We start from the raw sequence: 25,322 nt of genomic DNA on the forward strand, positions 1-25,322 counted from the left end.
CCAGCGTATTGCCGGGAAGTACAGGTAGGCGCGGGCGGCTCTGGTAAACTGCGGTAACTTTTGCCTTCCCGAGTTCTGTCCGTGTCGATTCCCACTTTCCTGCGGCGCACCCGATGAGCCACGCCGTCTCCCGTTTGCGCACCCAGCGCCTGGCCCGCGCCGTAAAGCCGTTTGTTGCACGGGGCTCGCGTGCCGAACGCTGCCCCGGCTGCCGGGTGATTCCCGAGTATTGCCTGTGCGCCTGGCGGCCCAAGGTCGAGGCGAAATCCGGCATGTGCCTGCTGATGCATGACGTAGAGCCGATGAAACCCAGCAACACTGGCTGGCTGATTGCCGATGTGATCAACGACACCACGGCGTTTCCCTGGTCGCGGACTGAAGTTGAGCCCGAGTTGCTGACCTTGCTGGCCGACCCGCAATGGCAGCCGTACATCGTGTTTCCCGGCGAATTCGTGGCACCGCAGCGGGTGGTCAGCCAGGTCAAGCTGGAGGAGGGCAAGCGCCCGCTGTTCATTCTGCTGGACGGTACCTGGAGTGAGGCGCGCAAGATGTTCCGCAAGAGCCCGTACCTGGAGCACTTGCCGGTGTTGAGCCTGGCGCCCGAGCAACTGTCGCGTTACAAGCTGCGCCGCTCCAAGCGCGATGACCACTTCTGCACCGCCGAAGTGGCCGCCCTGTGCCTGGAACTGGCTGAAGACCTGGCAGCCAGCGAGGTGCTGGATGCCTATCTAGACGTGTTCAGCACCCACTATCTGGCCGCCAAGTTTCAGTTGGCGCTGGACCCGGCCGATAGCGTCCATACTCGCCTTGCACCTTATCTATAGGCGTCATGGCCAGCAGACCTTGGCATGATGGCCGCGCAAATGCGCAGCCCGCTAAAATGGCCGCGGGCGTAGCGCTTGACCACCCAGGCTACGCTGGGCATGCTTGGCGCCGATTGGGGCGCTGTCATAGATTAGAAACGTCGTTTTTTGACGTTGAGCGCGCCCTCTGGTGACTGCTGGCCTGGCAGTCACGTTGCGCGTTGGCGAGCACTGAACCCATCAGTGCCTCCATAAAAAACAGGATCATTTAATAAATGGCCACATACGAAATCCTGATTGCCGATGACCACCCGCTGTTTCGCAGCGCACTTCACCAGGCGGTCACGCTGGGCCTGGGGCCGGATGTACGCCTCGTCGAAGTCGCCAGCATTGCCGAGCTGGAAACCCGCCTAACCGAAAAATCCGACTGGGACCTGGTTCTGCTCGACCTGAATATGCCCGGCGCCTACGGTTTTTCCGGGCTGGTACTGCTGCGCGGCCAATACCCGCAGATTCCGGTGGTGATGGTGTCGGCGCAGGAAGAGGCGTCGGTGGTGGTGCGCTCCAAGGAGTTCGGTGCCAGCGGTTTCATTCCCAAATCCAGCTCTATGGAAGACATCCAGAAAGCCGTGCGCACGGTGTTGGACGGTGATGTCTCCTGGCCGCCGCAAGCCTTTGAAGAGATCAATGTCTCCGACGAAGCCAAGGCCGCCCGCGATGGCCTGGCCAGCCTGACGCCCCAGCAGTTCCGCGTATTGACCATGGTGTGCGAAGGCCTGCTGAACAAGCAGATTGCCTACGAATTGAGCGTGTCGGAAGCGACCATCAAGGCCCACGTCACGGCGATCTTCCGCAAGCTGGGTGTGCGCACGCGAACCCAGGCGGCGTTGCTCTTGCAACAACTTGAGTCAATTTCGCAGCATTAAGACGCTGTTCATTCACGTTTTTTTGACTTTGCTTGCTCTAGTTTCCCCCCACCTTTTTGCTCAGTTGCCTACTCTATGTCGCCTTTCAAAGGTCAAACCGGTATCAAACGTATCTTCAACGCGGGGGGATATTCCCTGGATGGCCTGCGTGCGGCTTTCACCGGCGAGGCGGCTTTTCGTCAGTTGGTGTTGCTCAACGTCATCCTGATCCCGCTGAGTTTCTTCCTGAATGTCAGCCGGGTGGAGCGGGCGTTGCTGATTGCCGTGTGCCTGCTGGCGTTGATCGTTGAGCTGCTCAACTCCGCGGTGGAAGCGGCGATTGACCGTATCTCCCTGGACCTGCACCCCTTGTCGAAAAACGCCAAGGACATGGGCAGCGCCGCTCAGTTCGTCGCGCTGACCATCATCGCTCTGGTGTGGGCCGTCATCCTGATCTAGGCAATGGTCGGCAGCACAATCTCGTCGCTGCGCTGCACCCCGGCGGTGAAGGAACGGCACAGCTCGAGGAATTCGCGCATGGCCGAGGTCTGGTATTTCTGCTTGTGCCAGATGAAGTAGAACTGCCGGGCCAGGTCCAGGTCCGGGGTTTCCACCGGTACCAGGCTGCCGCGCCGGAACGCGTCGCGCAGTGCCAGCCGAGAAATGCAGCCAATCCCCAATCCTGATTCCACCGCGCGTTTGATCGCTTCGGTGTGTTCCAGCTCCAGGCGGATATTCAGCGCGCTGCGGTGATGACGCATGGCTTGGTCAAAGGTCAGGCGCGTGCCGGAGCCTTGTTCCCGCAGGATCCACGCCTCATGGGTCAGCTCTTCCATGGTCGCCTGGCCGCGCTTGGCCAGGTGATGCTGGGGCGCGCAGAACACCACCAACTCGTCTTCCACCCAGGTTTGCACCTCGATGTCCGGGTGGCTGCAGTCGCCTTCGATTAGACCCAGATCAATTTCGTAGTGCGCCACCTGATGCACGATATGCGCAGTGTTCTGCACATGCAGCTTCACCTGGCTCTCGGGGTGCTGCTGCATGAAGCTGCCGATCAGCAGCGTGGCCAGGTAATTGCCGATGGTCAGCGTGGCGCCGACCGCCAGGGAGCCGAAGCCCGACTTGCCGTTGAGCAGGTCCTCGATCTCCTTGGCCTGGTCCAGCAGCGCCACCGCCTGGGGCAATAGCTGGTGACCGAGGGCGTTCAGGCTCAGGCGTTTACCGGCGCGGTCGAATAATTGGCAGCTGGATTGGCGCTCCAGCTCGGTAATCGAGGTGCTGGCGGCGGATTGAGATAAGGCCAGAAGGCCAGCAGCGCGCGAGACGCTTTCCTGCTGGGCGACGGCGACGAAGACTTGCAGTTGACGTAGAGTAAATCGCATATCGATATAACCGATAACCCTTATCTTAATAATCCAGTTAACAGATATTGTCGCCGCCATTAGAATGCTGTGCAATCGCGCATCCAACAGTTGGCGCAGACCCATTTCCAGGAGTTCCCCGTACATGAGCAACATGAACCACGAGCGTGTCCTCAGTGTTCATCACTGGAACGACACTCTGTTCAGCTTCAAGTGCACCCGCGATCCGGGCCTGCGCTTCGAGAACGGTCAGTTCGTGATGATCGGCCTGCAACAGCCTAATGGCCGCCCGCTCATGCGCGCTTACTCCATTGCCAGCCCGAACTGGGAAGAGCATCTGGAGTTCTTCAGCATCAAGGTGCCTGATGGCCCGCTGACTTCCCAATTGCAGCACTTGAAGGAAGGCGACGAGATCATCATCAGCAAAAAACCGACGGGCACCCTGGTGCTCGACGATTTGAAGCCTGGCAAGCACCTGTACTTGCTCAGCACCGGTACCGGCCTGGCGCCGTTTATGAGCGTGATCCAGGACCCGGAAACCTACGAGCGTTTCGAAAAAGTGATCCTGTGCCACGGCGTGCGTTACGTCAACGAAGTCGCCTACCGCGAATTCATCACCGAGCACCTGCCGCAGAACGAGTTCTTCGGCGAGGCCCTGCGTGACAAGTTGATCTACTACCCGACCGTGACCCGCGAGCCGTTCGAAAACGAAGGCCGCCTGACCGACCTGATGCGCAGCGGCAAGCTGTTCAGCGACATCGGACTGCCGCCGATCAATCCTGAAGACGACCGCGCCATGCTGTGCGGCAGCCCGAGCATGCTGGATGAAACCAGCGAAGTGCTGAACAGCTTCGGCCTGAAGGTTTCCCCGCGCATGCGTGAGCCGGGTGACTACCTGATTGAGCGTGCGTTCGTCGAGAAATAAGCGCGACGCAAAAAAATGTGGGAGCGGGCTTGCTCGCGAAGGCGGTGTAACAGTCACCAGATGTATTGACTGATCCACCGCCTTCGCGAGCAAGCCCGCTCCCACAGTTGTTTCCGGCTTATCCAGCCGACACCACTTCCAGCACACAAATCATCCCGGCCTCGGGATAGTGCCAGCGCACATCCACATCCCAGAACTGCGCCCCATATTCCCGTTCAGGCCCCGGCGTCTGGTACGCAGGCCGTGGATCCTGTGCCAGACACTGCTCGATCAACGCCACCAATGGCTCCTCAAGGCGCTGAGCATGGCCCTCTGCCTGTTGCAGTGCAGTCTTCAGCCACTGCACGGGAATCAGCTGCGGCGCGGCGCTGGCGATGCTGTTGCTGGCTGTGTCAACGATGTCTGCGTACGGCACATACGGTTTGATGTCGAGAATCGGTGTGCCATCCAGCAGATCGATGCCGGAAATCCAAAGACGGCCGTCTTCCACCTTGTCCAGCTTGACCACCGATTGGCCAATCCCATTGGGCCGGTGGGTCGCGCGGGTGGCAAATACGCCCATGGACTTGTTGCCGCCCAGACGCGGCGGGCGCACTTTCAGCCGTGGCTTATCTTCCAGCGCCTGGTGGAACAGGAACAGCAGCCACACATGGCTGACCTGCTCCAAACCCTGCACCGCCTCACCCTGATCGAACGGTGCCACCAATTCCAGCACGCCCCGGGCAGCAGGCGCCAGTTGTGGCTGGCGCGGGATGGCGAACTTCTCCTTGAAACAGGAGCGGACAAAACCGATGGGCGAAACACTGTAGGTCATGGTCTGGCGTCGAAGCGGGGTGAGGCGGGCATGATAACCCGAGCCACGGCCCTCAGAGGCTGAAGCCGCCATCCAGTGGAATAATATTGCCGGTCATGTAGGCGCCCGCAGTGCTCGCCAGGCTGATGGCGAGTGCTGCCATCTCTTCCTCTCGCCCCCAGCGTTTCATCGGGATCAGTGCGGTGTCCTCCGCCAAAGCCTGCTCATCATTGCCGATATGCTGGGTCATCTTGCTCGGAAAGCGCCCGGGAGCGATCACGTTGACGTTGATGTGCTGGCTCACCAATTCCCGCGCCAGAATCCGCGACAGCTGGTGCAGCGCCGCCTTGCTCGGCCCGTAGGCATACGCCTGCTCACCAAACGAGGAAATACCTGCCACCGAGCCGATATTGATGATGCGCGCCGGATTGGCTTCAGCCCCGGCCTTGCGCAACAGCGGCAGCAACTGCTGGATACAGTTGAACACCGACGTCACGTTCAGTTGCATGACCTTCTCCCAGCCCTTCACCGGGTAGCTTTCCAGTGGCGCCCCCCACGTGGTGCCAGCGTTGTTCACCAGAATGTCCAGTTGGCCGATACGCTCAGCCAGGTGCGCAGCTAATTGCGCAACGCCTTCTTCCTGGGCCAGGTTGGCCGCCAGGCCATGGCACTCGCCAAATGCACTCAATTCGATGGCGGTTTGCTCGCAGGCCTGGGCATCACGGGCACACACGTAAACGATGGCGCCGGCCTCGACAAACGCCTTGGCGATCATCTTGCCGATACCACGGGTGCCGCCGGTCACCAGGGCGGTGCGGCCTTGCAGGGAGAAGTAAGGGTGCATGGGCGATCCTGAACGAAAGGGTAAGAGGGTTCACCCTAGTCGCCAGCCGCCTTGAGCGGAGCCACTATTTTTCTACGGAATGGACGGTCATGCGTGCCTGCGGGGCCCGAAGGCCGCCGCAAGCCCATCACTCAGGCGCGAACGCGCAGGGTCAGGCCCTTGAGGAAGTTGCGCAGTAACTGGTCACCGCAGGTGCGGTAGTTGGTGTGGCCGAACTTGCGGAACAGTGCGCTCAGCTCTGGCTTGGATACCGGAAACTCGGAAGCCTTGAGGATCGCGTGCATGTCGTCTTCCTTCAGTTCGAAGGCCACGCGCAGTTTCTTCAGGATGATGTTGTTGGTCACCGGCAGTTCGATCGGCTGCGGTGGGCGGCTTTCGTCCTTGCCGCGCTTGAAGATCACCAGGCCATCGAGGAAATGCGCCATGACTTCGTCCGGGCAGAACACGAAGCCTTCTTCCTCGTCTTTCTTGAGGTAGGTCAGCAGGTCGTCCTTGGTGACTTCCATGCCGCCGAGCTTGGTGATCTCGACCATCTTGTTGTCGCTGATGTCGAGCATGTAGCGCACGCTGCGCAGTACGTCGTTGTGAATCATGTGGGCAATCCTGGTCATTCAACTGTGGACACCGCCCAGGCAGGCGGTATCGAGAGATTCGGCGGCGGAAAAAGTCTTAGAACTTTTCTTTGCCGGACAGATAGCGCCATTGGCCTACCGGCACTTTGCCGATGGACACTCCGCCGATGCGGATGCGTCGAATGGCGACGACTTTCAGGCCAACGGCTTCGCAGAACAAGGCAATCACACCCGGTTGCGGGTTTTTCAACGCAAAGCGCAGGCGGTTCTCGTTCTGCCAGCTGGCTTTCACCGCTGGCAATTCCTTACCTTTGTAGGTCAGGCCGTGGTTCAGGCGGTTCAGGCCGTGGGCGACCATGTCGCCGGACACCTCCACCACGTATTCCTGTTCGATCTTGTTCGCGTCAGCGGTCAGCTTGCGCAAAATTTTCCAGTCCTGAGTGAACACCAACAGGCCGCTGGCCTTGGCTTGCAGGTCGCTGCTGGCGGTCAGGCGCAGGAAGTGGCCTTTGAGCGGGCGCTTGCTGAAGCGGTGTTCTTCCGACAGGGTCTCGGCGTTGATCGACGCCATGGCCGTCTCGGCATCCACGCCAGCGGGGGCGTGGAACAGAATGGTCACCGGCTCCGGCGCAGTGGCCTTGGCCTCAGGGTCAAGCTCGACCTTCTGGGTGGTGACCTTGAACTGCGGCTCGTCGATCACTTCGCCGTCCACCGTGACCCAGCCGCCTTCGATGAACAGCTCAGCCTCCCGACGGGAGCAACCGACCAGTTCGATGAGGCGTTTGGAGAGGCGTAGGGGTTCAGTCATGACAAGGGCCGAAACAAAAGGGGGCGGCTATTGTACCTGTGTGGCGCCGGTTAATCCCGGCTCCATTTCATTTAGCCGCGGCGCGCCTGTTGCTGCGCCTGGCGTAAACGCATGTGCAGCAACGGATAAGGCTGGCCCATGCCGTCATGCTCCGTGCGTCCGATCACTTCAAAGCCCTGCTTGAAGTAAAAGCCCAGGGCCTGCGGGTTCTGTTCGTTGACGTCCAGTTGATCGGCGTTCATGGATTCGATGGCATAGCGCAGCAATTGCCGGCCCAGGCCCTGGCCACGGTGCGCGGGGTCGATAAACAGCATCTCGACCTTGCCTGCGGCCACCCCGGCAAACCCGGTGATGCGCTGGCGCGAGTCCTTGGTGCAGATCAGCATCACCGCATCGAGGTAGCGGGTCAGCACCAGGTTTTTCAGCAACTCGATGTAGCTGTCCGGCAGGAAGTCATGGGTGGCCCGCACTGACGCCTCCCAGATACGGGTCAGTTCCTGATAGTCGCTGGATTTGGGTGTATGGATAACCGAATGCTGACGCATGCCCGCCGCCCCTGCCTGGATTTACGTTGATGGGCAAAACGATAGACCTAAAAAAGCCCCGCATCTTGTCCAGAGGCAGGGCTTTTTCAATTCTTTACATCTTATGCGCGCTTTTCAGCCCACAGGTCGTACTCGTCGGCGTCGGTCACGGTGCACCAGACCTTGTCGCCCGGCTTCAGGTCGCTGGCATCGTCGATGAATACGTTACCGTCGATTTCCGGGGCGTCGAAGAAGCAACGGCCTACAGCGCCTTGTTCGTCGACTTCGTCGATCAGTACTTCGATCTCACGGCCGATGCGCAGTTGCAGGCGCGCCGAGCTGATGGCCTGTTGATGCGCCATGAAGCGCTCCCAACGGTCTTGCTTGACGTCGTCGGGAACAATGGCAGCGTCCAGCAGGTTGGCCGGAGCGCCTTCAACCGGCGAGTACTGGAAGCAGCCGACGCGGTCCAGTTGGGCCTCGGTCAGCCAGTCCAGCAGGTACTGGAAGTCTTCTTCGGTCTCGCCGGGGAAGCCGACGATGAAGGTGGAACGGATGATCAAGTCCGGGCAGATCTCGCGCCAGTTCTTGATGCGCGCCAGGGTCTTGTCTTCGAAGGCCGGGCGTTTCATGGCCTTGAGGATTTTCGGGCTGGCGTGCTGGAACGGGATGTCCAGGTACGGCAGGATCTTGCCGGCGGCCATCAGCGGGATCAGCTCGTCAACGTGCGGGTACGGGTAAACGTAGTGCAGGCGCACCCAGACGCCGAGGCTGCTCAAGGCTTCGCAGAGTTCGGTCATGCGGGTTTTCACCGGCGCGCCGTTCCAGAAACCAGTGCGGTACTTGACGTCGACGCCGTAGGCGCTGGTGTCCTGGGAGATCACCAGCAGCTCTTTCACGCCGGACTTGACCAGGCGCTGGGCCTCGTCCAGTACGTCGCCCACCGGGCGGCTCACCAGCTTGCCGCGCATCGAGGGGATGATGCAGAAGCTGCAGCTGTGGTTGCAGCCTTCGGAAATCTTCAGGTAGGCGTAGTGGCGCGGGGTCAGCTTGATGCCTTGTGGTGGCACCAGGTCGATCAGCGGGTTGTGGTCCTGGCGCGGCGGCACCACTTGGTGCACGGCGTTGACCACTTGCTCGTACTGCTGCGGGCCGGTCACGGCCAGCACGCTTGGGTGCACCTTGCGGATGTTGCCTTCTTCCACGCCCATGCAGCCGGTGACGATCACCTTGCCGTTTTCCTTGATGGCTTCGCCGATCACTTCCAGGGACTCAGCCTTGGCCGAGTCGATGAAGCCGCAGGTGTTCACCACCACCACGTCCGCGTCCTGGTAGGTGGACACGACGTCGTAGCCTTCCATGCGCAGTTGCGTAAGGATGCGTTCGGAGTCGACCAGAGCCTTTGGGCAACCCAGGGATACAAAGCCGACCTTGGGGTTGGCTTTTGCGATGGTGGTGGACATGTCTAACCTCGGTATTGAATGACGCCGCCAGTCGTGCATGAAAGGCTGCGGACGGGCGCTTGGTGCGCCTCTGATCAAAAAGTGCGCAATTCTATCGACGGGAATCGCTCTTGACCAGCTTTATGCAGGGAAATACGACGAGTGCTGCGCTATGCTTCGCGCCGTTGCACCTGAGTGAATTTCCTCGGTCAATAAATCGTCTGTAACGAGAAGTAAAACAGCGCATGCTGTGGACAGCATAGGCGCCCGCAGCAGGCGCGCTGTTTATAAAAGACCGCAGGTCAAAGGGCAGGAGTGGTTGATGGGTCAGGCAAGTAGTCAGGCAGCAGGTGCCGAGCATTCCAACGCAAAGCCGATCGGCATGCTGGTGGCGGCGGTGGGGGTGGTTTACGGCGATATCGGCACCAGCCCGCTCTACACCCTTAAAGAGGTGTTTGCTGGCGGTTATGGGGTTCAGGTCAATCACGACGGGGTCTTCGGGATCCTGGCGCTGATTTTCTGGTCGCTGATATGGGTCGTTTCGATCAAGTACGTGCTGTTTATCCTGCGCGCCGACAACCAGGGCGAGGGCGGCATCATGGCCCTGACGGCACTGGCCCGGCGCGCGGCGGCGCCGTATCCCAAGTTACGTTCGGTGCTGGTGATTCTCGGCCTGATCGGTGCGGCGCTGTTTTACGGCGACAGCATGATCACCCCGGCGATCTCGGTATTGTCGGCGGTCGAGGGCCTGGAACTGGCGTTTGATGGCCTTGAGCGCTGGGTGGTGCCGCTTTCGTTGGTGGTGCTGGTGGGGCTGTTCCTGATCCAGAAGCACGGCACTGACCGCATCGGCAAGCTGTTCGGCCCGGTGATGGTGGTGTGGTTTCTGGTGCTCGGGGGGCTGGGTGTGCATGGCATCAGTCAGCACCCTGAAGTGCTCAACGCGCTGAACCCGGTATGGGGCGTGCGCTTCTTTACTGCCCACCCTGGCATGGGTGTGGCGATTCTCGGCGCCGTGGTGTTGGCGCTGACCGGTGCTGAAGCGCTGTACGCCGACATGGGCCACTTCGGGCGCAAGCCGATTGCCCGTGCCTGGTTCGCCTTGGTGTTGCCAGCGCTGGTGCTCAACTACTTCGGCCAGGGCGCGCTGCTGCTGGACAACCCGGACGCAGCCCGTAACCCGTTCTATCTGCTGGCACCGGAATGGGCCTTGGTCCCGCTGGTGGCGTTGTCGACCCTGGCCACTGTGATCGCTTCCCAGGCGGTGATCTCCGGGGCGTTCTCCCTGACCCGCCAGGCAATCCAGCTCGGTTACATCCCGCGCATGCACATCCAGCACACTTCCAGCGCCGAGCAAGGCCAGATCTACATCGGCGCGGTGAACTGGTCGCTGATGGTGGGTGTGATCCTGCTGGTGCTGGGCTTCGAATCTTCCAACGCCCTGGCCTCGGCCTACGGGGTGGCGGTGACAGGCACCATGTTGATCACCAGCATCCTGGTGTCGGCGGTGATGCTGTTGCTGTGGAAATGGCCACCCGTGCTGGCGATCCCGGTGTTGATCGGGTTCCTGCTGGTGGACGGGCTGTTCTTCGCCGCCAACGTGCCGAAGATCGTCCAGGGTGGTGCCTTTCCGGTGTTGGCGGGGATTGTGCTGTTTATCCTCATGACAACCTGGAAGCGCGGTAAAGAGCTGTTGGTGGATCGCCTGGATGAAGGCGGGCTGCCGTTGCCGATCTTTATCAGCAGTATTCGCGTGCAGCCGCCGCACCGCGTGCAGGGCACGGCAGTGTTCCTGACTGCGCGCCCGGACGCCGTGCCCCACGCCTTGTTGCATAACCTGCTGCATAACCAGGTGCTGCATGAGCAGGTGGTGCTGCTGACGGTGGTCTATGAAGACATCCCGCGTGTGCCGGCCCAGCGTCGCTTCGAGGTCGATTCCTATGGCGAAGGTTTCTTCCGGGTGATCCTGCACTTTGGTTTCGTCGACGAGCCGGACGTGCCCGAGGCGCTGAAGTTGTGCCATCTGGATGACCTGGACTTCAGCCCGATGCGCACCACCTACTTCCTCAGCCGCGAAACCGTGATTGCCTCGCGCATCAAGGGCATGGCGCGCTGGCGCGAGGGGTTGTTCGCCTTCATGCTCAAGAACGCCAACGGCAACCTGCGCTTCTTTAAGCTGCCGGTTAACCGGGTGATCGAACTGGGTACCCAGGTAGAAATGTAAGCCCAACAAAAAGCCCCCGGTGCCTTGCGGCAGCGGGGGCTTTTTTGTGGGCGCTTATTCGGCCGGGGTCTTGCCCTGGCGCTTCTCGATGATGTCTACCAGGCGCTTGGCCAGCGCCGGGTAGTTCTCGTCGAAGTGATGGCCGCCAGGCAGCTTCACCGCCTCGCCGACTGCAGTCTTCTCGGTGCAGCCGCTCTCGTCGACTTCTTCGGCACCGTAGATGCACACCACCTTGTCGGCGGGCAGCTTGGCCATTTCCGGGCCGGTAGCGGCTTCTTTACCGGCATTGCCCAACCAGCCTTCCACTTCAATTTCGAAGCTGCCGGTGCGGGCGAAGGCCAGCAGGATGATCGCGTCTACACGCTGCTGCTCGCTTTCCGGCAGGCGGTTGTAGATGGCCGGCAATACATCGGCGCCGAACGAGTAACCGGTCAGCACAAAGCGCTTGGTGCCCCATTTCTGCCGGTAATGCTGCATCAGCTCGGAGAGGTCTTTGGCGCTTTGTTCCGGGCTCTTGTGCTGCCAGTAGTAGCGCAGGGTGTCGATACCGACCACCGGGTAGCCGATCTTGGCCATTTCCCCGGCCACGTCGCGGTCCAGGTCACGCCAGCCGCCGTCACCGGAGAGGAACAGGGTGACAGTGTCCTTGGCCTGGCCGGCAGGCACTTCGACCACCGGGATCGCCAGGCCGCCGTTGTCCGAACCCACCAATTGCTTGCGCAGTTCGTTGTTCAGCACTTGCGGGTAGTGAACGTCGTAGTCGCTGATGCTGGTGGTGGCGCGCGGCGTGTCGCGTACGAAACTGGCAGCATCATCGTCAGGGTTATCGTTCCAGGCCACCAGCCAATTGCCGTGGGCCGAGGTTTTCGGCAGTGGGTCGTTGCAGCCAGGTTGTACCAGCGCGAAGCCGACGGAGATGGCGTTGGCCTTGTCATCGTTCTGTGCGGCCAGCCAGCGCCAGGCCAGGGCTGCGCCAGGGCCGATGCCGCTGACCAGGGTCGCCGGGCCGGCAAGCTGGCCCAGGGCGGTTTGCAGGGCCTGTTCCTGCAGCTTGCAGTCGTCCTTCGGCAGGATCACCTGAACGATCTGCGCTGCGCCGCCCTGGCTTAGGGCGATCAATTGGCTGTCGGTCAGGGTTTCGTCGGCCAGCACGGCCACGGCCACCCGGGCCTTGGGTGCGGTGCCCGGGGTTACGCGGGTCAGGACGGTGCCGTCGGCCTGTGGCAGTTGTTCCAGAGTCGGTTGCGGTGCAGGGCGGTTCCAGTACCAGTAACCGCCACCAAGGATCAGTGCCAGTACCACCAAAAATGCCAATACATACCGCCAGGAGCGTCGAATCATCAGCGTTTCACCAATCCAGTCAAGCCGCCCGCAATCAGGGCGGCGGTGTCGGCCAGTGCCACCAGCGGATCAAGTCCTGCGGGCACGGCCATATAACGGGGTTCCCAGTCAGGCTGGAACTTGTCTTTGAAGCGGCGCAAGCCTTGGAAGTTATACAGTTGCTCGCCACGGCGGAACACCATCGAGCCCAGGCGTTGGGTCAGCGGGGCGCCACGTCGTGGTTGCAGGCCCGACAACGGCACCATGCCGAGGCTGAAGCGGGCGTAGCCATGGTTCTTATAATGTTGAATCAGGCCGACCATCATGAATTCCATGGTCAACTTCGGCGCGTCCGGGTGCGCACGCATCAGGTCGAGACTGGCCAGGTCGTGGCTGTAGGTCTCAAGCAGGTTCGCAAACGCTACCGGGTGCCCTTCGAAGCGAATGATCGCAATACGAAAGTGCTTGAGGTAGTCGTCGCTGAATCGTCCGAGGGAAAAGCCTTTTTCCCGCACGTTCTTGCCGGTCAGCCACGCGTCGGAGATGACTTTCAGCTCCTCCATCGGGGCCTGGCCGGGCTCGTGGATCTCCAGGGACAGGCCGTCGCGGGTCCCGCGGTTCCAGGTGTAGCGCAGGTCCTTCATCTCTTTGCCCTTGGCTTCCAGGTCAAAGCGTTTCAGGTCTACCCGGGCTTCTTCGCCCAGCTTGATCGCGGTCAGGCCGATGTCCATGTAGTACGGCAGGTTCTCCGCGCGCACCTGGTAGAACACCGGACGGGCGTGGTGAATGTCGCACAGGTCACGGAACTGCCAGATCATCTCGGCCCGTTGCAGGGTCGGGCCGATCGGGTCATACAAGGCCACCAGGCTGCGACCGCGACGAGCGTACATCAGGAACGCCTCGTCGTTGGGGTGAAACAGCAGGGCTTTGTCGCCGGTCAGCGCCAGGCCGCCATCGGGTTGCGCCGAGTTCATCAGGATCTTGGTGGCGCGTTCCAGCTCGTCGGGTGTCGGCAAGTGGATGATCGGGCGTGCGGTGCGCAGCAGCCAGGTCAGCGAGACAACCACCAGCACCACGGCAGCGCCCAGCAGCGAGCGCAGGCCACGCGGGGCGTTCGCGTCGAGGGTGAACTGCCACCAAAGCTGATGGCTGTAGGGCACGTCCTGGTAGGCGAACAGCAGCAGCCAGATCGACGCACCCAGCACGCACACGCTGGCCACCAGGTACAGCGGCGAGAACGGCAGCTCAGTCAGGCGGCTGGCGCGATAGAACGAGCGCCGGAAGATCGCCAGCAGCACGGCGGTCATGGTCATCAGGCTGGCTTCTTCCCAGTCGAAACCCTTGAGCAGCGAGAGCAGGGCACCGGTCAGCAGCAGCACCATGGTCAGCATCCACGCGGCCGACAACCGGCGACGCAGGCCCTGGGCCAATAGCAGGCAGAGCACGCCGATCAGGCTGGCACCAAAGTGCGAAGCGTCAATCAGGCGATGAGGAATCAGGAAGCCGATGTTTTCCAGGCGTGAGTCGATCTCCGGGGTTGCGCCGGAAAACAGCAGGACCACGCCGGACAAAAAAACCAGTACGGCCAGGATCGGTGCAGCGAGGCCCGAGGCCGCCCGCAGGCTTTGTTGTGTCTGGAACAGGCGCTGGGCTTCATTGACCAGCAGGAACACACAGGCGATCAACAGCGGCAGCACCACATAGATCATCCGGTACAGCAGCAATGCGGCGGCCAGTGGTGCGGCGCCGAGCTTGTCGGCAAAGGCCGCCAGCAGAATCGCCTCGAACACGCCGACACCGCCCGGTACATGGCTGAGCACGCCGGCGGCCAGGGCCAGCAGGTACACCAACAGGAACGGGCCAAAGGGCGGCGCTTCCGGTAGCAGCAGATACAGCACGGTAGCGGCAGCGGCGACGTCGAGGGCGGTGATGATCAGTTGCAGGAAGGTCAGGCGACGGCCCGGCAGGCGCAACGTGCGGCGCCCGGCCTTGACCAGCAGGTTGTCCGGGTAAGGTTGTTCCGGCAGGCGGCGGCGGTAAATGCCGATGCACAGCGCTGCGGTCAACAACAGCACAGCGCCTGCGATACCACCGAGCAGGCCGGCCGGTAAATGCAACGCGTTGGACGCGGCGGGCAAGTTGCTCAAGGTGGCCAGCGCAGCGAGTGGCGGCAGGGCGCAACCGAGGGCCAGGCTGGCAAACACGGTCATGCGCGCCACTTCGGAGGCACCGATGCCATAGCGTGCATATAAACGGTAGCGTACCGAACCGCCCGAGAGCATCGACAGGCCAATCGCGTTGCCGATGGCGAATGCGGTAAAGCCGCCGTAGGCCAAGGTCTTGGCAGGCAGCTTCACACCGGCATAGCGGGCGCCGGAAAACTCATAGCCCAACAAAATGATAAAGCCTGCGACCGCGGCACCGAAGGCACCCAGCAGTGCAGGCTTGGGCACTTCCAGGATCGAATCGTGGAGCGCGTACAGGTCCAGCTCAAGCAGCAGGTGGCGACAAGCGATAAGGGCGATTGCGAACAGCAACAAGGTGACGGCCAGCCCGATGGGTTGGCGGTATTTGCTCAACAGATCCAGCCAGCGCAAACGGGTGGGAGTGATCGGTTGTGTCGCTGTGACAGTGTCTTGTGGTTCAGACGAGTTGGCGCGCATCAATCACCTCTTGGATTGTGCGCGACAGGATGGAGGTATCCAGCCAAGTTACCAATCCCTATGGACAAAATAATTACAAATATTAACGCGTATCGCGCGGTGCAGCGACAGCGCCCATTGGTCGTAGAAGGACAGTGCTTGAAGACTTAGCATAGCTTGCAATGAGATGGACTCTACAAACCGTGTACGGTTTCATGAAAGATGCCATGCCATTGTTTCAAAAGGGCTTTTTCGTCAGATACAAAAAAGGCCACTCTTTCGAGCAGCCTTTTTTGATGTTTGGTTGCGGGAGCCGGATTTGAACCGACGACCTTCGGGTTATGAGCCCGACGAGCTACCAGACTGCTCCATCCCGCGTCTGTGTGGCGGCATTCTACAGAGCAACGGCGGGGTGTCAACCGTTAATCGGCCAATGGGTCAAATAAGTGCAAATTAGCCTTGGATTGTCACGCGCGAGCGCTAAGTGCGCGATTGGGAAAGGTTTTTTGTCAGACAATCGAAAAGAGGGATAAAACAGACACGCACAAAAAAGGCCACTCTTTCGAGTAGCCTTTTTTGATGTTTGGTTGCGGGAGCCGGATTTGAACCGACGACCTTCGGGTTATGAGCCCGACGAGCTACCAGACTGCTCCATCCCGCGTCTGTGTGTCGGCATTCTACAGAGGAACGCGAGTGTGTCAACCGCTGATTCAAAGAAAAGCGCTTGTGGTTCAATCGGTTAGCTCTCCAAGGCGGCCCCTTGATAGGGCTCGGGGCCAGTCTGGCCAAGGCTTTCAGCTCTATTGGGGGGTGGGTTTCGATTGATAAAATGAATTCATCTCTGAATTTTCCTACCGCTTAGGCGGAAGATTCAAACTACTGGTGCTATATACAGGTGTGAGTGAGATACTGCCCGCCTGTTCGTTTTCTGCCCTGAACCACTGCCTTATATATGACGCAGCGCAAAATCATCCACGTCGACTGTGATTGCTTCTACGCCGCCATCGAGATGCGCGACGACCCGACCCTGGCGCAAAAGCCCTTGGCGGTTGGTGGCTCGGCAGACCGTCGTGGCGTGATCGCGACCTGCAACTACGAAGCCCGGGCGTACGGGGTGCGCTCAGCCATGTCGTCCCGGCACGCCTTGAAGCTGTGCCCGGACCTGACCATCGTCAAGCCGCGCATGGATGCTTATAAAGAGGCATCAAAGGAAATCCAGACGATCTTTCGCGATTACACCGACCTGATCGAGCCGTTGTCGCTGGACGAGGCCTACCTGGACGTCTCCGACAGCCCGCATTTTGGCGGCAGCGCCACGCGCATTGCCCAGGACATTCGTCGGCGGGTCTCCAACCAATTGCACATCACCGTTTCTGCAGGCGTGGCGCCGAACAAGTTTCTCGCCAAGATCGCCAGCGACTGGAAAAAGCCCAATGGGCTGTTTGTGATCACCCCGGACCAGGTCGAAGACTTCGTCTCGGCGCTGCCGGTGAAAAAGCTCCACGGCGTGGGCAAGGTGACCGCCGACAAGCTGACGCGGCTGGGGATTGAGGATTGTCTGCAACTGCGCGAGTGGAACAAGCTGGCGCTGGTGAGGGAATTCGGCAGTTTTGGCGAACGCCTCTGGAGCCTGGCCCGTGGGATCGATGACCGTGTGGTGCAGAACGATAGCCGCCGGCAATCCATCAGTGTGGAAAACACCTACGATGTCGACCTGCCGGATTTGCCCAGTTGCCTGGAAAAACTGCCTGAACTGATGGACACCCTGGCCGGGCGCATGGCGCGCATCGACAGCAGCTATCGGGCGGGCAAGCCGTTCGTCAAAGTGAAGTTCCACGACTTTACCCAGACGACCCTGGAGCAGGCCGGGGCAGGGCGGGATCTGGAGAGTTACCGGCAGTTGCTGACCCAGGCGTTCAATCGCGGCGGCAAGCCGGTGCGATTGCTGGGGATAGGCGTGCGTTTGCTGGATTTGAGCAACGGCAATGAACAGCTGGAGCTGTTCAGCCGTTAACTACCTTGCCCCGGGGTCCGCCACCAGGCGACCAGCATCCTTGGTCAATGCCTGCAAGAATTCCTGCTGCAACTCCGGATCATTGCGGGTCAGCTCGATCAGGCTTTGCTCCAGCTCGCTGGCTTCTTCTTCCAGGCCCAACTCCGACAGACGCTTGACCCGGTGCACCCACTCGTTGACCTCGTCGTCTTCCAGGTCGTCGTAGATCAACCCGTGAGCTTCGAGCAATTTGCCCCGCAGGGTGCTGCTGATGGCCAGGGATGAGTCCGAGTGCACGTCATCCTGGGCATCTTCAACACTGATCTTCAGGGTGCTGATGCGGTTCAGGTCCTGCTCGGCAAACGGGCTGTCCAACAGGTTGAGGCGCAGTACACCATTACGGTCGGTGGTCAGCTCATGGGTTTGCTTGCCAGCCGTTACCTGTACCGGGCGCTCGCTCCAGGGCAGGCTCGAATACTCCACGCGCTTGTCGCGCTGGACTTCATCGATACCTGCCAGGTTCTGCTGCGCACGACCGTTGGATTGCACGTTCATGAACGGGTTAATCCCGTCCACGCCGTAGCTGAGCCAATCGCGGGTCATGCTGGCAGGCAGGTTGCCCAGGGCGAAGATATTCGCCACGTTGGCGCCGACGCCCGCCACCAGCGCGACCGCGCCAAAGGGCATCTCATAGAGTTTGCGCCAAGGCTGGTAGGGCGTGTAGCGGTCGTAGCGACGGCTGACTTCGAATTCGGTGACCTCAAAGGTCTTTTGCTCGTGAATGCGCACCCGGCGTTGCGGCAGCTCCAGCACTTTGGGTTCGCCCACATCGATCTGCAGGCTGTGATCGAGCAATTTGCGCTCGATGCGTTCCTCGTGCTCGCTGCGTTGGGACATTTGGTTGGCGCAGCCGCTGACCAGCAGGGCGCCACATAACGTGGCGCCCCCCAGGGCTATGGTGTTTCGCTTGAACATGACGACTCTTGATCTGGTTTTCAGCGACGAATACGCGCCTGAAGGAAAGACAGCACGTCAGCCACCGGCAACGGTTGGGCTTCGGCTTCGGTCCGGCTCTTGTATTCCAGATTGCCATCGGCCAGGCCGCGGTCACTGACCACGATCCGGTGCGGGATGCCAATCAGTTCCATGTCGGCGAACTTGATGCCCGGGCTGGTTTTCTTGTCCCGATCATCCAGCAACACTTCAAAACCGGCAGCCGTCAGTTCGGCATACAGTTTGTCGGTGGCTTCGCGTACTTGCTCGGTTTCGTAGCGCAGCGGTACGAGGGCAACCTGGAATGGCGCCAGGGCGTCGCTCCAGATGATGCCTTTCTCGTCGTTGTTCTGCTCGATGGCAGCTGCAACCACGCGGGATACGCCAATACCGTAGCAACCCATTTCGAGGGTGATCGGCTTGCCGTTCTCGCCCAGCACTTCGCACTTCATCGCCTTGCTGTACTTGTTGCCCAGCTGGAAGATGTGCCCGACTTCGATGCCGCGCTTGATTTCCAGGGTGCCCTTGCCATCCGGGCTTGGGTCGCCTGCAACCACGTTGCGCAGGTCGGCCACGGTCGGAACCGGCAGGTCACGTTCCCAGTTCACGCCGAAGTAGTGTTTGTCATCGATGTTGGCACCGATGCCGAAGTCGCTCATCAGCTCGACCGAACGGTCGATGATGATCGGCAGCGGCAGGTTCAGCGGGCCCAAAGAGCCAGCACCGGCGCCAATGGCGTCGCGCAGTTCGGAGTCGGTGGCCATGACCAGCGGGCTGGCAACGCCTGGCTGCTGGGCGGCTTTGATTTCGTTGAGCTCGTGGTCACCACGGATCACCAGGGCGATCAGCTTGCCTTCTTCCTCGGCACGCACGATCAGGGTCTTGATGGTCTTTTCAATCGGCAGATTGAATTTCTCCACCAGGGCCGCGATGGTCTTGGTCTCAGGCGTGTCCACCAGGCGCAGCTCTTCGCTTGGCGCAGGGCGGGAGGTTTCCCGTGGCACGGCTTCGGCTTTCTCGATGTTCGCCGCGTAGTCGGAACCGTTGCTGAACACGATATCGTCTTCACCGGATTCGGCCAGCACGTGGAATTCGTGGGAGCCGGCACCGCCGATGGAACCGTTGTCTGCTTCAACCGGGCGGAACTTCAGGCCCAGACGAGTGAACACGTTGCAGTAAGCGGTGTGCATGCGGTCGTAGGTGACCTGCAGGGACGCCTGGTCCGGGTGGAACGAATAGGCGTCCTTCATGATGAATTCGCGGCCGCGCATCAAACCGAAGCGTGGGCGGATTTCGTCACGGAATTTGGTCTGGATCTGATACAGGTTGAGGGGCAGTTGTTTATAGCTGCTCAACTCGTTGCGCATCAGGTCAGTGATCACTTCTTCGTGGGTCGGGCCGGCGCAGAAATCGCGGCCATGACGGTCCTTGAAACGCAGCAATTCAGGGCCGTACTCTTCCCAGCGCCCGGATTCCTGCCACAGCTCAGCCGGTTGGGTGCTCGGCATCAACACTTCCAGAGAGCCGGCAGCGTTCATTTCTTCACGAACGATGGCTTCGACCTTGCGCATCACCTTCAAGCCCATGGGCAGCCAGGTGTACAGGCCCGAGGCCAGTTTGCGGATCATGCCGGCGCGCAGCATCAGCTGATGGCTGATCACAACCGCGTCGGAAGGCGTTTCTTTCTGTGTGGCGAGCAAATATTGACTGGTGCGCATGGTAGGCCGTTGTCGGTTGCTTGGACTTGAAATGACGTTGGATTGTACGGGCGCAAACTGCCGACGTACAGGTATCAGACTGTAGGGCTGTTTGTAGGAGCGAGCTTGCTCGCGAAGATCGTCAACGATTACACGGGAAACCAGGATAAACGCGGTGCCTGTGAATTCTTCGCGAGCAAGCTCGCTCCTGCAGGGCTCAGCTTTCTTCGGGAGGATTCAACCGAATCCGCCGGCTTTCCTGAAACCAGTGCAAGGCAATCAGGATCAGCGTCGGCACACCCAGCAGGCAGGTGATCAGGAAGAAGTTGTGGTAACCGAACTTCTCGACCATCACCCCCGAATACCCGCCGATCAAACGTGGCAGCAGCAACATGATTGAACTGAGCAAGGCGTATTGGGTGGCGGAGAATTTCAGGTTGGTCAGGCTCGACAAATACGCAACAAACGCCGAGGTCGCCATCCCAGAGCTGAAGTTATCCAGGGAAATGGTGAAAATCAGCATCTGCAGGTCTGGGCCCATGTCCGCGAGCATCACGAACAGCAGGTTGGTACCGGCCGATGCGATGCCGCCGATAAACAGGATCGGCAGGATGCCGAACCGCACGATCAGCAGCCCACCCATGCCAGCACCCAGCAGCGTCATGATCAGGCCGAAGACCTTGCTGACGCCGGCGATCTGGTCCTTGGTGAAACCCTGGTCGATATAGAACACGTTGGCCATTACGCCCATCACCGTGTCCGACATGCGATAGGTGGCAATCAGCCCCAGCAGCAGGAAGGCCTGCCAGCGGTAGCGCAGGATAAAGTCGTTGACCGGTGTGAGCACCGGCGCCAGGCCCCGGCGGCCCATGGCCGACAGGCACAGGGTGGTCAGGATGATATAGAGGATGGCCCGCAGGAACGCGCGGTCTTCCAGCAGCAGATCGAGCAGGCTGACGCCATGGAACAGCACGCTGGCGAAGTCAGTGTTGTATAGCTGGGTAAACATCGCCGGTACTGACACCAGCAGCACGATCAACACGAACACCGACACCAACTGGTGAGCAAAGCTGTAGCGCCCGGCCTGCAATTGGGTGCGCAGTGGCACATTGGGTTCGCGCATGAACAGGGTGGTCAGTAACGCAGGCACCATCAGCGCGCCAAACAGCACATACGTGCCGGCCCATGCCGAGTGCTTGTAATTGAAGCCGGTGGAGCCGAAGCCTTCAGCGAAAAACAGTGCGCCGGCGGTGGCCAGCAGCGCGGCAATTCGATAGCCAGACATATAGCTGGCGGCCAGCGCAGCCTGGCGGCTGTCGTCGGCGATTTCCAGGCGGTAGGCGTCTACGGCGATATCTTGGGTGGCGGAAGCGAAAGCGACGATAACGGCAATGGCGATCAGCCAGGACAGGTGCTTTTGTGGATCGCAGAAGCCCATGCCGATCAATCCGAGGATCACCAGCGTCTGGGACAGTACCAACCAGGACCGACGACGTCCGAGCTTGCCGAGCAGCGGCAGGCGCCATTGGTCGAGCAAGGGCGACCAGACCCACTTGAAGGCATAGGCCAGGCCGATCAGGCTTGCGTAACCGATGGTTTCGCGGGCCACGCCGGCCTCGCGCAACCATACCGAGAGCGTCGAGAACACCAACATGTAAGGCAAGCCGGCAGCAAAGCCGAGCAGCAACAGCACTAACGTCGAGGGGCTGGCATAGGCGGCGAGCGCGGCGCGCCAGGTTTTACGGGGCATGGGCTGGAGTCTGCCTCAGAATTACGCAAATAAAGCGCGCACTCTAACCGCTGTGCTCTACCGGGCGCCAGCCATGACGCTGAATATCAACGCGATTATTCAGGATGCTGATGCCTTCGCCGCGCAAACGCGCGCGTTGCTCGTCACCGGAGGCACTGCCCACCGGCAGACTTATCCGACCACCGGCACCCAACACGCGGTGCCAAGGCAGTTTGGTGCCCTCGGGCAGTTGGCTCAGAGTGCGGCCCACCCAGCGTGCGGCACGACCCAAACCGGCCAGGTGCGCCAGCTCCCCGTAGCTGATTACGCAGCCTTCGGGCACTTGGGCGAGGGTCAGGTACAGCACGGTGCGGCGCATTTCAGCGGGGCTTTGCGGGGCGTCGGTCGTTTCGTTCACGGTGGGCATATCCGATGAAAATATCCGGCTATTCGTAGGAAATGTCTGCAAATGTAACGCTGAGAGCGGAACTCGATGCAAATACCCGAGTCAGTCTTTGCTAAGAAGTTATCCACCCCGATAATGCCCGTTTTTTCGCCAAACTCGAGCCCCATATCTGCTTATGTTGTCCAGAACCCTGCTATGCCTCGCTGTTTTCAGCGCCTCCACGCCGCTGCTCGCCGATACCGTCTGGTTGAAGAACGGTGACCGCCTGACCGGTAAGATCAAGGTTTTCGACGGTGGCAAGCTGCTGATCCAGACCGATTACGCCGGAGCCATCCCGGTGGATTGGAAGCAGGTCAAAACCCTGGAAAGCGATCAGGAATTGCTGGTCAAGCAGGATGCCTACACCGGTGAGAAGGCCAAGTCCCTGCAGGCCGCCGACGATGGCAAGGTCACCCTGGCCAATGGCGAGGCGCCCAAGACCGTCGAGCTGGCCAGCATCCAGCAGATCATCAAGCCCAAGCCTGTGATCGAGGACCTGGTGTGGAAGGGCAATGTCGACATGGCGCTGGACTACAAGCGCGCGGAAAAAGACACCAACGACTACGACATCGACTTCAAGACCACCGCGCGTCATGGCCAGTGGCGTCATACCGCCCAGGGCGAGTACAACCGCGAATTCCAGGACGATGTAACCACCACCGACAACTGGGCGCTGGAATACGACCTGGACCGGTTTCTCACCGAACACTGGTTTTGGCAGGGTCGCCTGACCTACAAGCGCGACAAGGTCGAAGACCTGTCCCGCCAGCGCACCGTGGGCACCGGCCCGGGCTATCAATTCTGGGATGATGAACTGGGGGCATTCTCCCTTGGCTCGTTGGTTAACCGCACCGATTACGAATATCAGGATGGCGGCACCGATAACTTCTATTCGCTGGCCATGAAGTGGAACTACAACCGCTATCTGGTGGGCAAGAGGGTGGAATTCTTCACCAACGGCGAACTGGGCAAGCCGCTGTCAGGGCCGTCCTCCTATTCCCTGGACGCTGAAATGGGGCTGCGCTACAAAGTCACCGAGTGGGCCTCCCTCAACCTCAAGGCCGAGCGCGACATTATTAGTGGCGACTCGGAAAGCGCGTTGAGCAAGACCCGCTATACCGCAGGTTTCGGCGTCACCTGGTAATTAAAGGCGCAACCCGCCGTCCTCTTCTCCAGCGCCTCGGGCCCCTGCACAGATAGGCCCGGGCCGTCACCCGTGGGCCTGGCAGGCGGCCACCGCCTGGTCGAGTTTTTCCTGATTGAGGTCCACCAGCGCCAGGTGCGCGCCTTTGGCTGCAAAATACTCGGCCCTGGAACGGCCCAAACCCTGGCAACCGCCGATGATAATGATTACTTTGTCGTTGAGATGCATTCGCAAGTCCTGCGTGCAGTATCAAGCGGCTTTCCAAGTTTGTTTTTTGACGGAATTTAGCAAAGGAGTCATAAGTTGAGCGCGCACGTTGCCAAGAATGCCCGAGAACTACTGCTCAAGGAATACCGTGGGGCACTCGCCACCTTGTCCAAGGCCATGCCCGGTTTTCCGTTTGGCTCAGTGGTGCCGTACTGTCTGGACGCCGAGGGCCGGCCGCTGATTCTGATCAGCCGTATTGCCCAGCACACCCATAACCTGCAGAAAGACCCCAAGTGCTCCTTGTTGGTCGGTGAGCGTGAGGCGGACGATGTGCAGGCAGTAGGGCGCCTGACCTACTTGGCCGAGGCGGAAAAACTCGAAGACACTGCTGCGATTGAAGCCGCCGCGGAGCGTTATTACCGCTATTTCCCGGACTCGGCGAACTACCACAAGGCCCATGATTTTGACTTCTGGGTGCTCAAGCCGGTACGGCACCGTTATATCGGTGGTTTCGGCGCGATCCATTGGGTCGACCAACTGACCCTGGCCAATCCGTTCGCCGGCAAGGCCGAGCTGAGCATGATCGAGCACATGAACAGCGACCACACCAAGGCCATCGCCCACTATGTCGAACTGGCCGGCCTGCCGACCTCCGAGCCTGCGCAAATGGCCGGTATCGACAGCGAAGGCATGCACCTGCGCATTGGCCAGGCACTCTATTGGCTGCCGTTTGCCGAGCCTTGCAACACTCCGACACAAGTACGCGAAGCCTTGGTTTTCCTGGCTCACGCCGAGGTCTGGCCGAAAAAAGCAGCCGCTGAAGCTTGAATTCACGAAACGGCGACGTCATCTAAGGTGAAGTAGCAAGGCATTCTTGCGTTGAGGAACCATTTGATGCGCCCTTTTTTGTTGCTCTTTTTGTTGTTTCCGGTGCTGGAACTGTTCGTATTCGTACAAGTCAGTGGGGCAATCGGGTTTTTCCCGGCGCTGCTGCTGATCATTCTCGGCTCGATGCTCGGCGTTCTGGTGCTGCGCGTCGCCGGCCTGGCCACGGCGCTGCGTGCCCGTGAAAGCCTGAATCGTGGCGAACTGCCTGCCCAGACCATGCTCGAAGGCCTGATGATGGCTTTGGCCGGTGGCCTGTTGATCCTGCCGGGTTTTATCAGCGACGTGGTTGGCTTGGTGATGTTGCTGCCGTTCACCCGCAAGCTGCTGGCGGGCAAGATGCGCCAGCGTGCCGAAGAGGCGGCGATCCGCCAGCGTGCCTTCGCCGACGACCTGCAACCCCGTGGTGGCCCGGCCCCGCGCCAGCCCCTGGGGCGTGAGGGTGACGTGATCGAAGGCGAGTTCGAACACCGCGACCCCAAGTAATCCCCTCACTGGCACGGCACCTGCGGGTGCCGTGCAGCTTTTAAAGACACCCCCGACACAAAAATTTTCATCTCTGCACCCTTGTAATAAGCTTATGCGCCCTTATGTAACGGTCACCGCAAGGTTTCTGGTGGCGACACCAGACAGACTTCCGCGTTTCGCGCCGCGAACCGCGACCGGCACCGCCGGAATTTAACCTGCCGGAATTGACACCGGCCGATGAAAAACACAATTAGGAGAGATCGACAATGAGCAAGCTTCGTCCTCTGCATGACCGCGTCGTCATCCGTCGCAGTGAAGAAGAAAAGAAAACCGCAGGCGGGATCGTTCTGCCAGGTTCGGCTGCTGAAAAAGCCAACCACGGTGTGATTCTCGCTGCTGGCCCAGGCAAAACCCTGGAAAACGGTGAAGTACGTGCGCTGGCTGTGAAAGTGGGTGACAAGGTTGTTTTCGGCCCTTACTCCGGCAGCAACACTGTGAAAATCGACGGCGAAGACCTGCTGGTAATGGCTGAGAACGAGATTCTCGCTGTTCTGGAAGGCTGATTTCCCCGCTCATCTTCCCGTTACTATAAAGTATT

The 25,322-nt window shown here is 60.3% G+C and carries 23 protein-coding genes, 2 tRNA genes and 1 pseudogene; 10 read left to right on the forward strand and 16 right to left on the reverse strand.

The annotated features are described in order from the left end of the window. The first annotated feature begins 113 nt into the window (after positions 1-113). From CEC48_RS06285 to CEC48_RS06295, 3 genes are all read left to right on the forward strand, one after another. The gene (locus tag CEC48_RS06285) at positions 114-824 is read left to right on the forward strand and encodes a tRNA-uridine aminocarboxypropyltransferase (protein ID WP_088422959.1); all 711 of its coding nucleotides are present in this window, start codon (positions 114-116) and stop codon (positions 822-824) included. Positions 825-1,078: 254 nt separating this feature from the next. Beyond that, positions 1,079-1,729, forward strand: coding sequence for a response regulator transcription factor ErdR (erdR, locus tag CEC48_RS06290; protein WP_003208636.1), 651 nt, complete (start codon positions 1,079-1,081; stop codon positions 1,727-1,729). Between the two features lie 75 nt (positions 1,730-1,804). Then, positions 1,805-2,167, forward strand: a complete 363-nt coding sequence (locus CEC48_RS06295; protein WP_088422960.1) for a diacylglycerol kinase — start codon at positions 1,805-1,807, stop codon at positions 2,165-2,167. On the opposite strand, the gene CEC48_RS06300 is transcribed toward CEC48_RS06295, so the two are convergent. Continuing rightward, a complete protein-coding gene (locus CEC48_RS06300) occupies positions 2,164-3,090 on the reverse strand; it encodes a LysR family transcriptional regulator (protein ID WP_003208633.1) in 927 nt (308 codons plus the stop codon). The genes CEC48_RS06295 and CEC48_RS06300 overlap by 4 nt on opposite strands. Positions 3,091-3,214: 124 nt before the next feature. Here CEC48_RS06300 and fpr point away from each other — a divergent pair, with 124 nt between their 5' ends. Next, positions 3,215-3,994, forward strand: coding sequence for a ferredoxin-NADP reductase (fpr, locus tag CEC48_RS06305; protein WP_003189055.1), 780 nt, complete (start codon positions 3,215-3,217; stop codon positions 3,992-3,994). A 118-nt stretch (positions 3,995-4,112) separates the two neighbouring features. Here fpr and tsaA read toward each other — a convergent pair whose 3' ends face one another. The 6 genes from tsaA to rimO all read right to left on the reverse strand — a co-directional run bounded on the left by tsaA (position 4,113) and on the right by rimO (position 8,998). Then, complete coding sequence (tsaA, locus tag CEC48_RS06310; RefSeq protein ID WP_088423028.1) at positions 4,113-4,808, reverse strand: tRNA (N6-threonylcarbamoyladenosine(37)-N6)-methyltransferase TrmO; 696 nt, start codon at positions 4,806-4,808, stop codon at positions 4,113-4,115. A gap of 52 nt (positions 4,809-4,860) precedes the next feature. Beyond that, positions 4,861-5,631: an SDR family oxidoreductase gene (locus CEC48_RS06315; protein WP_088422961.1), complete on the reverse strand. Its 771-nt coding sequence runs from the start codon at positions 5,629-5,631 to the stop codon at positions 4,861-4,863. Between the two features lie 131 nt (positions 5,632-5,762). After that, positions 5,763-6,224 carry a DUF1456 family protein gene (locus CEC48_RS06320; protein WP_088422962.1) on the reverse strand — a complete coding sequence of 154 codons (462 nt, stop codon included), beginning with the start codon at positions 6,222-6,224 and terminating at the stop codon, positions 5,763-5,765. Positions 6,225-6,300: 76 nt separating this feature from the next. Beyond that, complete coding sequence (locus CEC48_RS06325; protein ID WP_003208627.1) at positions 6,301-7,011, reverse strand: rRNA pseudouridine synthase; 711 nt, start codon at positions 7,009-7,011, stop codon at positions 6,301-6,303. Between the two features lie 71 nt (positions 7,012-7,082). Next, positions 7,083-7,556: a GNAT family N-acetyltransferase gene (locus CEC48_RS06330; protein ID WP_088422963.1), complete on the reverse strand. Its 474-nt coding sequence runs from the start codon at positions 7,554-7,556 to the stop codon at positions 7,083-7,085. 101 nt (positions 7,557-7,657) lie between these two features. Beyond that, complete coding sequence (rimO, locus tag CEC48_RS06335; protein WP_088422964.1) at positions 7,658-8,998, reverse strand: 30S ribosomal protein S12 methylthiotransferase RimO; 1,341 nt, start codon at positions 8,996-8,998, stop codon at positions 7,658-7,660. A 301-nt stretch (positions 8,999-9,299) separates the two neighbouring features. Here rimO and CEC48_RS06340 point away from each other — a divergent pair, with 301 nt between their 5' ends. Continuing rightward, positions 9,300-11,201 carry a potassium transporter Kup gene (locus tag CEC48_RS06340; RefSeq protein WP_088422965.1) on the forward strand — a complete coding sequence of 634 codons (1,902 nt, stop codon included), beginning with the start codon at positions 9,300-9,302 and terminating at the stop codon, positions 11,199-11,201. A 54-nt stretch (positions 11,202-11,255) separates the two neighbouring features. On the opposite strand, the gene CEC48_RS06345 is transcribed toward CEC48_RS06340, so the two are convergent. The 4 genes from CEC48_RS06345 to CEC48_RS06360 form a co-directional block, all read right to left on the reverse strand. Then, positions 11,256-12,542: a virulence factor family protein gene (locus tag CEC48_RS06345; RefSeq protein ID WP_088422966.1), complete on the reverse strand. Its 1,287-nt coding sequence runs from the start codon at positions 12,540-12,542 to the stop codon at positions 11,256-11,258. Next, positions 12,542-15,184: a bifunctional lysylphosphatidylglycerol flippase/synthetase MprF gene (gene mprF, locus CEC48_RS06350; protein ID WP_088422967.1), complete on the reverse strand. Its 2,643-nt coding sequence runs from the start codon at positions 15,182-15,184 to the stop codon at positions 12,542-12,544. Before mprF ends, CEC48_RS06345 begins: the two co-directional genes overlap by 1 nt. Before the next feature lie 280 nt (positions 15,185-15,464). Then, positions 15,465-15,541, reverse strand: a tRNA-Met gene (locus tag CEC48_RS06355). Positions 15,542-15,747: 206 nt separating this feature from the next. After that, positions 15,748-15,824: transfer RNA gene (locus CEC48_RS06360), tRNA-Met, on the reverse strand. Positions 15,825-16,115: 291 nt separating this feature from the next. Here CEC48_RS06360 and dinB point away from each other — a divergent pair. Further along, positions 16,116-17,177, forward strand: a complete 1,062-nt coding sequence (gene dinB, locus CEC48_RS06365) for a DNA polymerase IV (protein ID WP_088422968.1) — start codon at positions 16,116-16,118, stop codon at positions 17,175-17,177. Here the strand turns inward: dinB and CEC48_RS06370 are convergent, their stop codons facing one another. The 4 genes from CEC48_RS06370 to CEC48_RS06385 form a co-directional block, all read right to left on the reverse strand. Further along, complete coding sequence (locus tag CEC48_RS06370) at positions 17,178-18,131, reverse strand: hypothetical protein (protein ID WP_088422969.1); 954 nt, start codon at positions 18,129-18,131, stop codon at positions 17,178-17,180. Positions 18,132-18,151: 20 nt separating this feature from the next. Next, on the reverse strand, positions 18,152-19,867 hold the full coding sequence (locus CEC48_RS06375) for a proline--tRNA ligase (protein ID WP_088422970.1): 1,716 nt from the start codon (positions 19,865-19,867) through the stop codon (positions 18,152-18,154). Between the two features lie 196 nt (positions 19,868-20,063). After that, positions 20,064-21,596 carry an AmpG family muropeptide MFS transporter gene (locus CEC48_RS06380; protein ID WP_088422971.1) on the reverse strand — a complete coding sequence of 511 codons (1,533 nt, stop codon included), beginning with the start codon at positions 21,594-21,596 and terminating at the stop codon, positions 20,064-20,066. A gap of 43 nt (positions 21,597-21,639) precedes the next feature. Beyond that, positions 21,640-22,002, reverse strand: a complete 363-nt coding sequence (locus CEC48_RS06385) for an MGMT family protein (RefSeq protein ID WP_088422972.1) — start codon at positions 22,000-22,002, stop codon at positions 21,640-21,642. Between the two features lie 154 nt (positions 22,003-22,156). Between CEC48_RS06385 and CEC48_RS06390 the strand changes: the two genes are divergently transcribed. After that, positions 22,157-23,164: a DUF481 domain-containing protein gene (locus CEC48_RS06390; RefSeq protein WP_088422973.1), complete on the forward strand. Its 1,008-nt coding sequence runs from the start codon at positions 22,157-22,159 to the stop codon at positions 23,162-23,164. Between the two features lie 46 nt (positions 23,165-23,210). Here the strand turns inward: CEC48_RS06390 and CEC48_RS06395 are convergent. Continuing rightward, positions 23,211-23,392 (reverse strand): annotated as a pseudogene (locus CEC48_RS06395) (SDR family NAD(P)-dependent oxidoreductase); the annotation flags it as partial. A 75-nt stretch (positions 23,393-23,467) separates the two neighbouring features. On the opposite strand from CEC48_RS06395, the gene CEC48_RS06400 reads away from it, so the two are divergent. From CEC48_RS06400 to groES, 3 genes are all read left to right on the forward strand, one after another. Then, on the forward strand, positions 23,468-24,199 hold the full coding sequence (locus tag CEC48_RS06400) for a HugZ family protein (protein ID WP_088422974.1): 732 nt from the start codon (positions 23,468-23,470) through the stop codon (positions 24,197-24,199). A gap of 66 nt (positions 24,200-24,265) precedes the next feature. Further along, the gene (locus tag CEC48_RS06405) at positions 24,266-24,742 is read left to right on the forward strand and encodes an FxsA family protein (RefSeq protein ID WP_008433587.1); all 477 of its coding nucleotides are present in this window, start codon (positions 24,266-24,268) and stop codon (positions 24,740-24,742) included. A 248-nt stretch (positions 24,743-24,990) separates the two neighbouring features. Further along, positions 24,991-25,287 carry a co-chaperone GroES gene (gene groES, locus CEC48_RS06410; RefSeq protein ID WP_003208599.1) on the forward strand — a complete coding sequence of 99 codons (297 nt, stop codon included), beginning with the start codon at positions 24,991-24,993 and terminating at the stop codon, positions 25,285-25,287. Positions 25,288-25,322 lie beyond the last annotated feature (35 nt).

The sequence above is a fragment of the Pseudomonas sp. K2I15 genome (genome assembly GCF_002204795.1).
In the GTDB taxonomy this organism is placed as follows: Bacteria; Pseudomonadota; Gammaproteobacteria; order Pseudomonadales; family Pseudomonadaceae; genus Aquipseudomonas.

Coding starts and splice junctions, on each gene's coding strand:
- CEC48_RS06285 (WP_088422959.1), top strand. CDS start 114: ATGAGCCACGCCGTCTCCCGTTTGCGCACCCAGCGCCTGGCCCGCGCC.
- CEC48_RS06315 (WP_088422961.1), bottom strand. CDS start 5,631: ATGCACCCTTACTTCTCCCTGCAAGGCCGCACCGCCCTGGTGACCGGC.
- CEC48_RS06375 (WP_088422970.1), bottom strand. CDS start 19,867: ATGCGCACCAGTCAATATTTGCTCGCCACACAGAAAGAAACGCCTTCC.
- CEC48_RS06390 (WP_088422973.1), top strand. CDS start 22,157: ATGTTGTCCAGAACCCTGCTATGCCTCGCTGTTTTCAGCGCCTCCACG.
- fpr (WP_003189055.1), top strand. CDS start 3,215: ATGAGCAACATGAACCACGAGCGTGTCCTCAGTGTTCATCACTGGAAC.
- CEC48_RS06295 (WP_088422960.1), top strand. CDS start 1,805: ATGTCGCCTTTCAAAGGTCAAACCGGTATCAAACGTATCTTCAACGCG.
- CEC48_RS06300 (WP_003208633.1), bottom strand. CDS start 3,090: ATGCGATTTACTCTACGTCAACTGCAAGTCTTCGTCGCCGTCGCCCAG.
- tsaA (WP_088423028.1), bottom strand. CDS start 4,808: ATGACCTACAGTGTTTCGCCCATCGGTTTTGTCCGCTCCTGTTTCAAG.
- CEC48_RS06320 (WP_088422962.1), bottom strand. CDS start 6,224: ATGATTCACAACGACGTACTGCGCAGCGTGCGCTACATGCTCGACATC.
- dinB (WP_088422968.1), top strand. CDS start 16,116: ATGACGCAGCGCAAAATCATCCACGTCGACTGTGATTGCTTCTACGCC.
- CEC48_RS06345 (WP_088422966.1), bottom strand. CDS start 12,542: ATGATTCGACGCTCCTGGCGGTATGTATTGGCATTTTTGGTGGTACTG.
- groES (WP_003208599.1), top strand. CDS start 24,991: ATGAGCAAGCTTCGTCCTCTGCATGACCGCGTCGTCATCCGTCGCAGT.
- mprF (WP_088422967.1), bottom strand. CDS start 15,184: ATGCGCGCCAACTCGTCTGAACCACAAGACACTGTCACAGCGACACAA.
- erdR (WP_003208636.1), top strand. CDS start 1,079: ATGGCCACATACGAAATCCTGATTGCCGATGACCACCCGCTGTTTCGC.
- CEC48_RS06370 (WP_088422969.1), bottom strand. CDS start 18,131: ATGTTCAAGCGAAACACCATAGCCCTGGGGGGCGCCACGTTATGTGGC.
- CEC48_RS06340 (WP_088422965.1), top strand. CDS start 9,300: ATGGGTCAGGCAAGTAGTCAGGCAGCAGGTGCCGAGCATTCCAACGCA.
- CEC48_RS06385 (WP_088422972.1), bottom strand. CDS start 22,002: ATGCCCACCGTGAACGAAACGACCGACGCCCCGCAAAGCCCCGCTGAA.
- CEC48_RS06405 (WP_008433587.1), top strand. CDS start 24,266: ATGCGCCCTTTTTTGTTGCTCTTTTTGTTGTTTCCGGTGCTGGAACTG.
- CEC48_RS06330 (WP_088422963.1), bottom strand. CDS start 7,556: ATGCGTCAGCATTCGGTTATCCATACACCCAAATCCAGCGACTATCAG.
- CEC48_RS06380 (WP_088422971.1), bottom strand. CDS start 21,596: ATGCCCCGTAAAACCTGGCGCGCCGCGCTCGCCGCCTATGCCAGCCCC.
- rimO (WP_088422964.1), bottom strand. CDS start 8,998: ATGTCCACCACCATCGCAAAAGCCAACCCCAAGGTCGGCTTTGTATCC.
- CEC48_RS06325 (WP_003208627.1), bottom strand. CDS start 7,011: ATGACTGAACCCCTACGCCTCTCCAAACGCCTCATCGAACTGGTCGGT.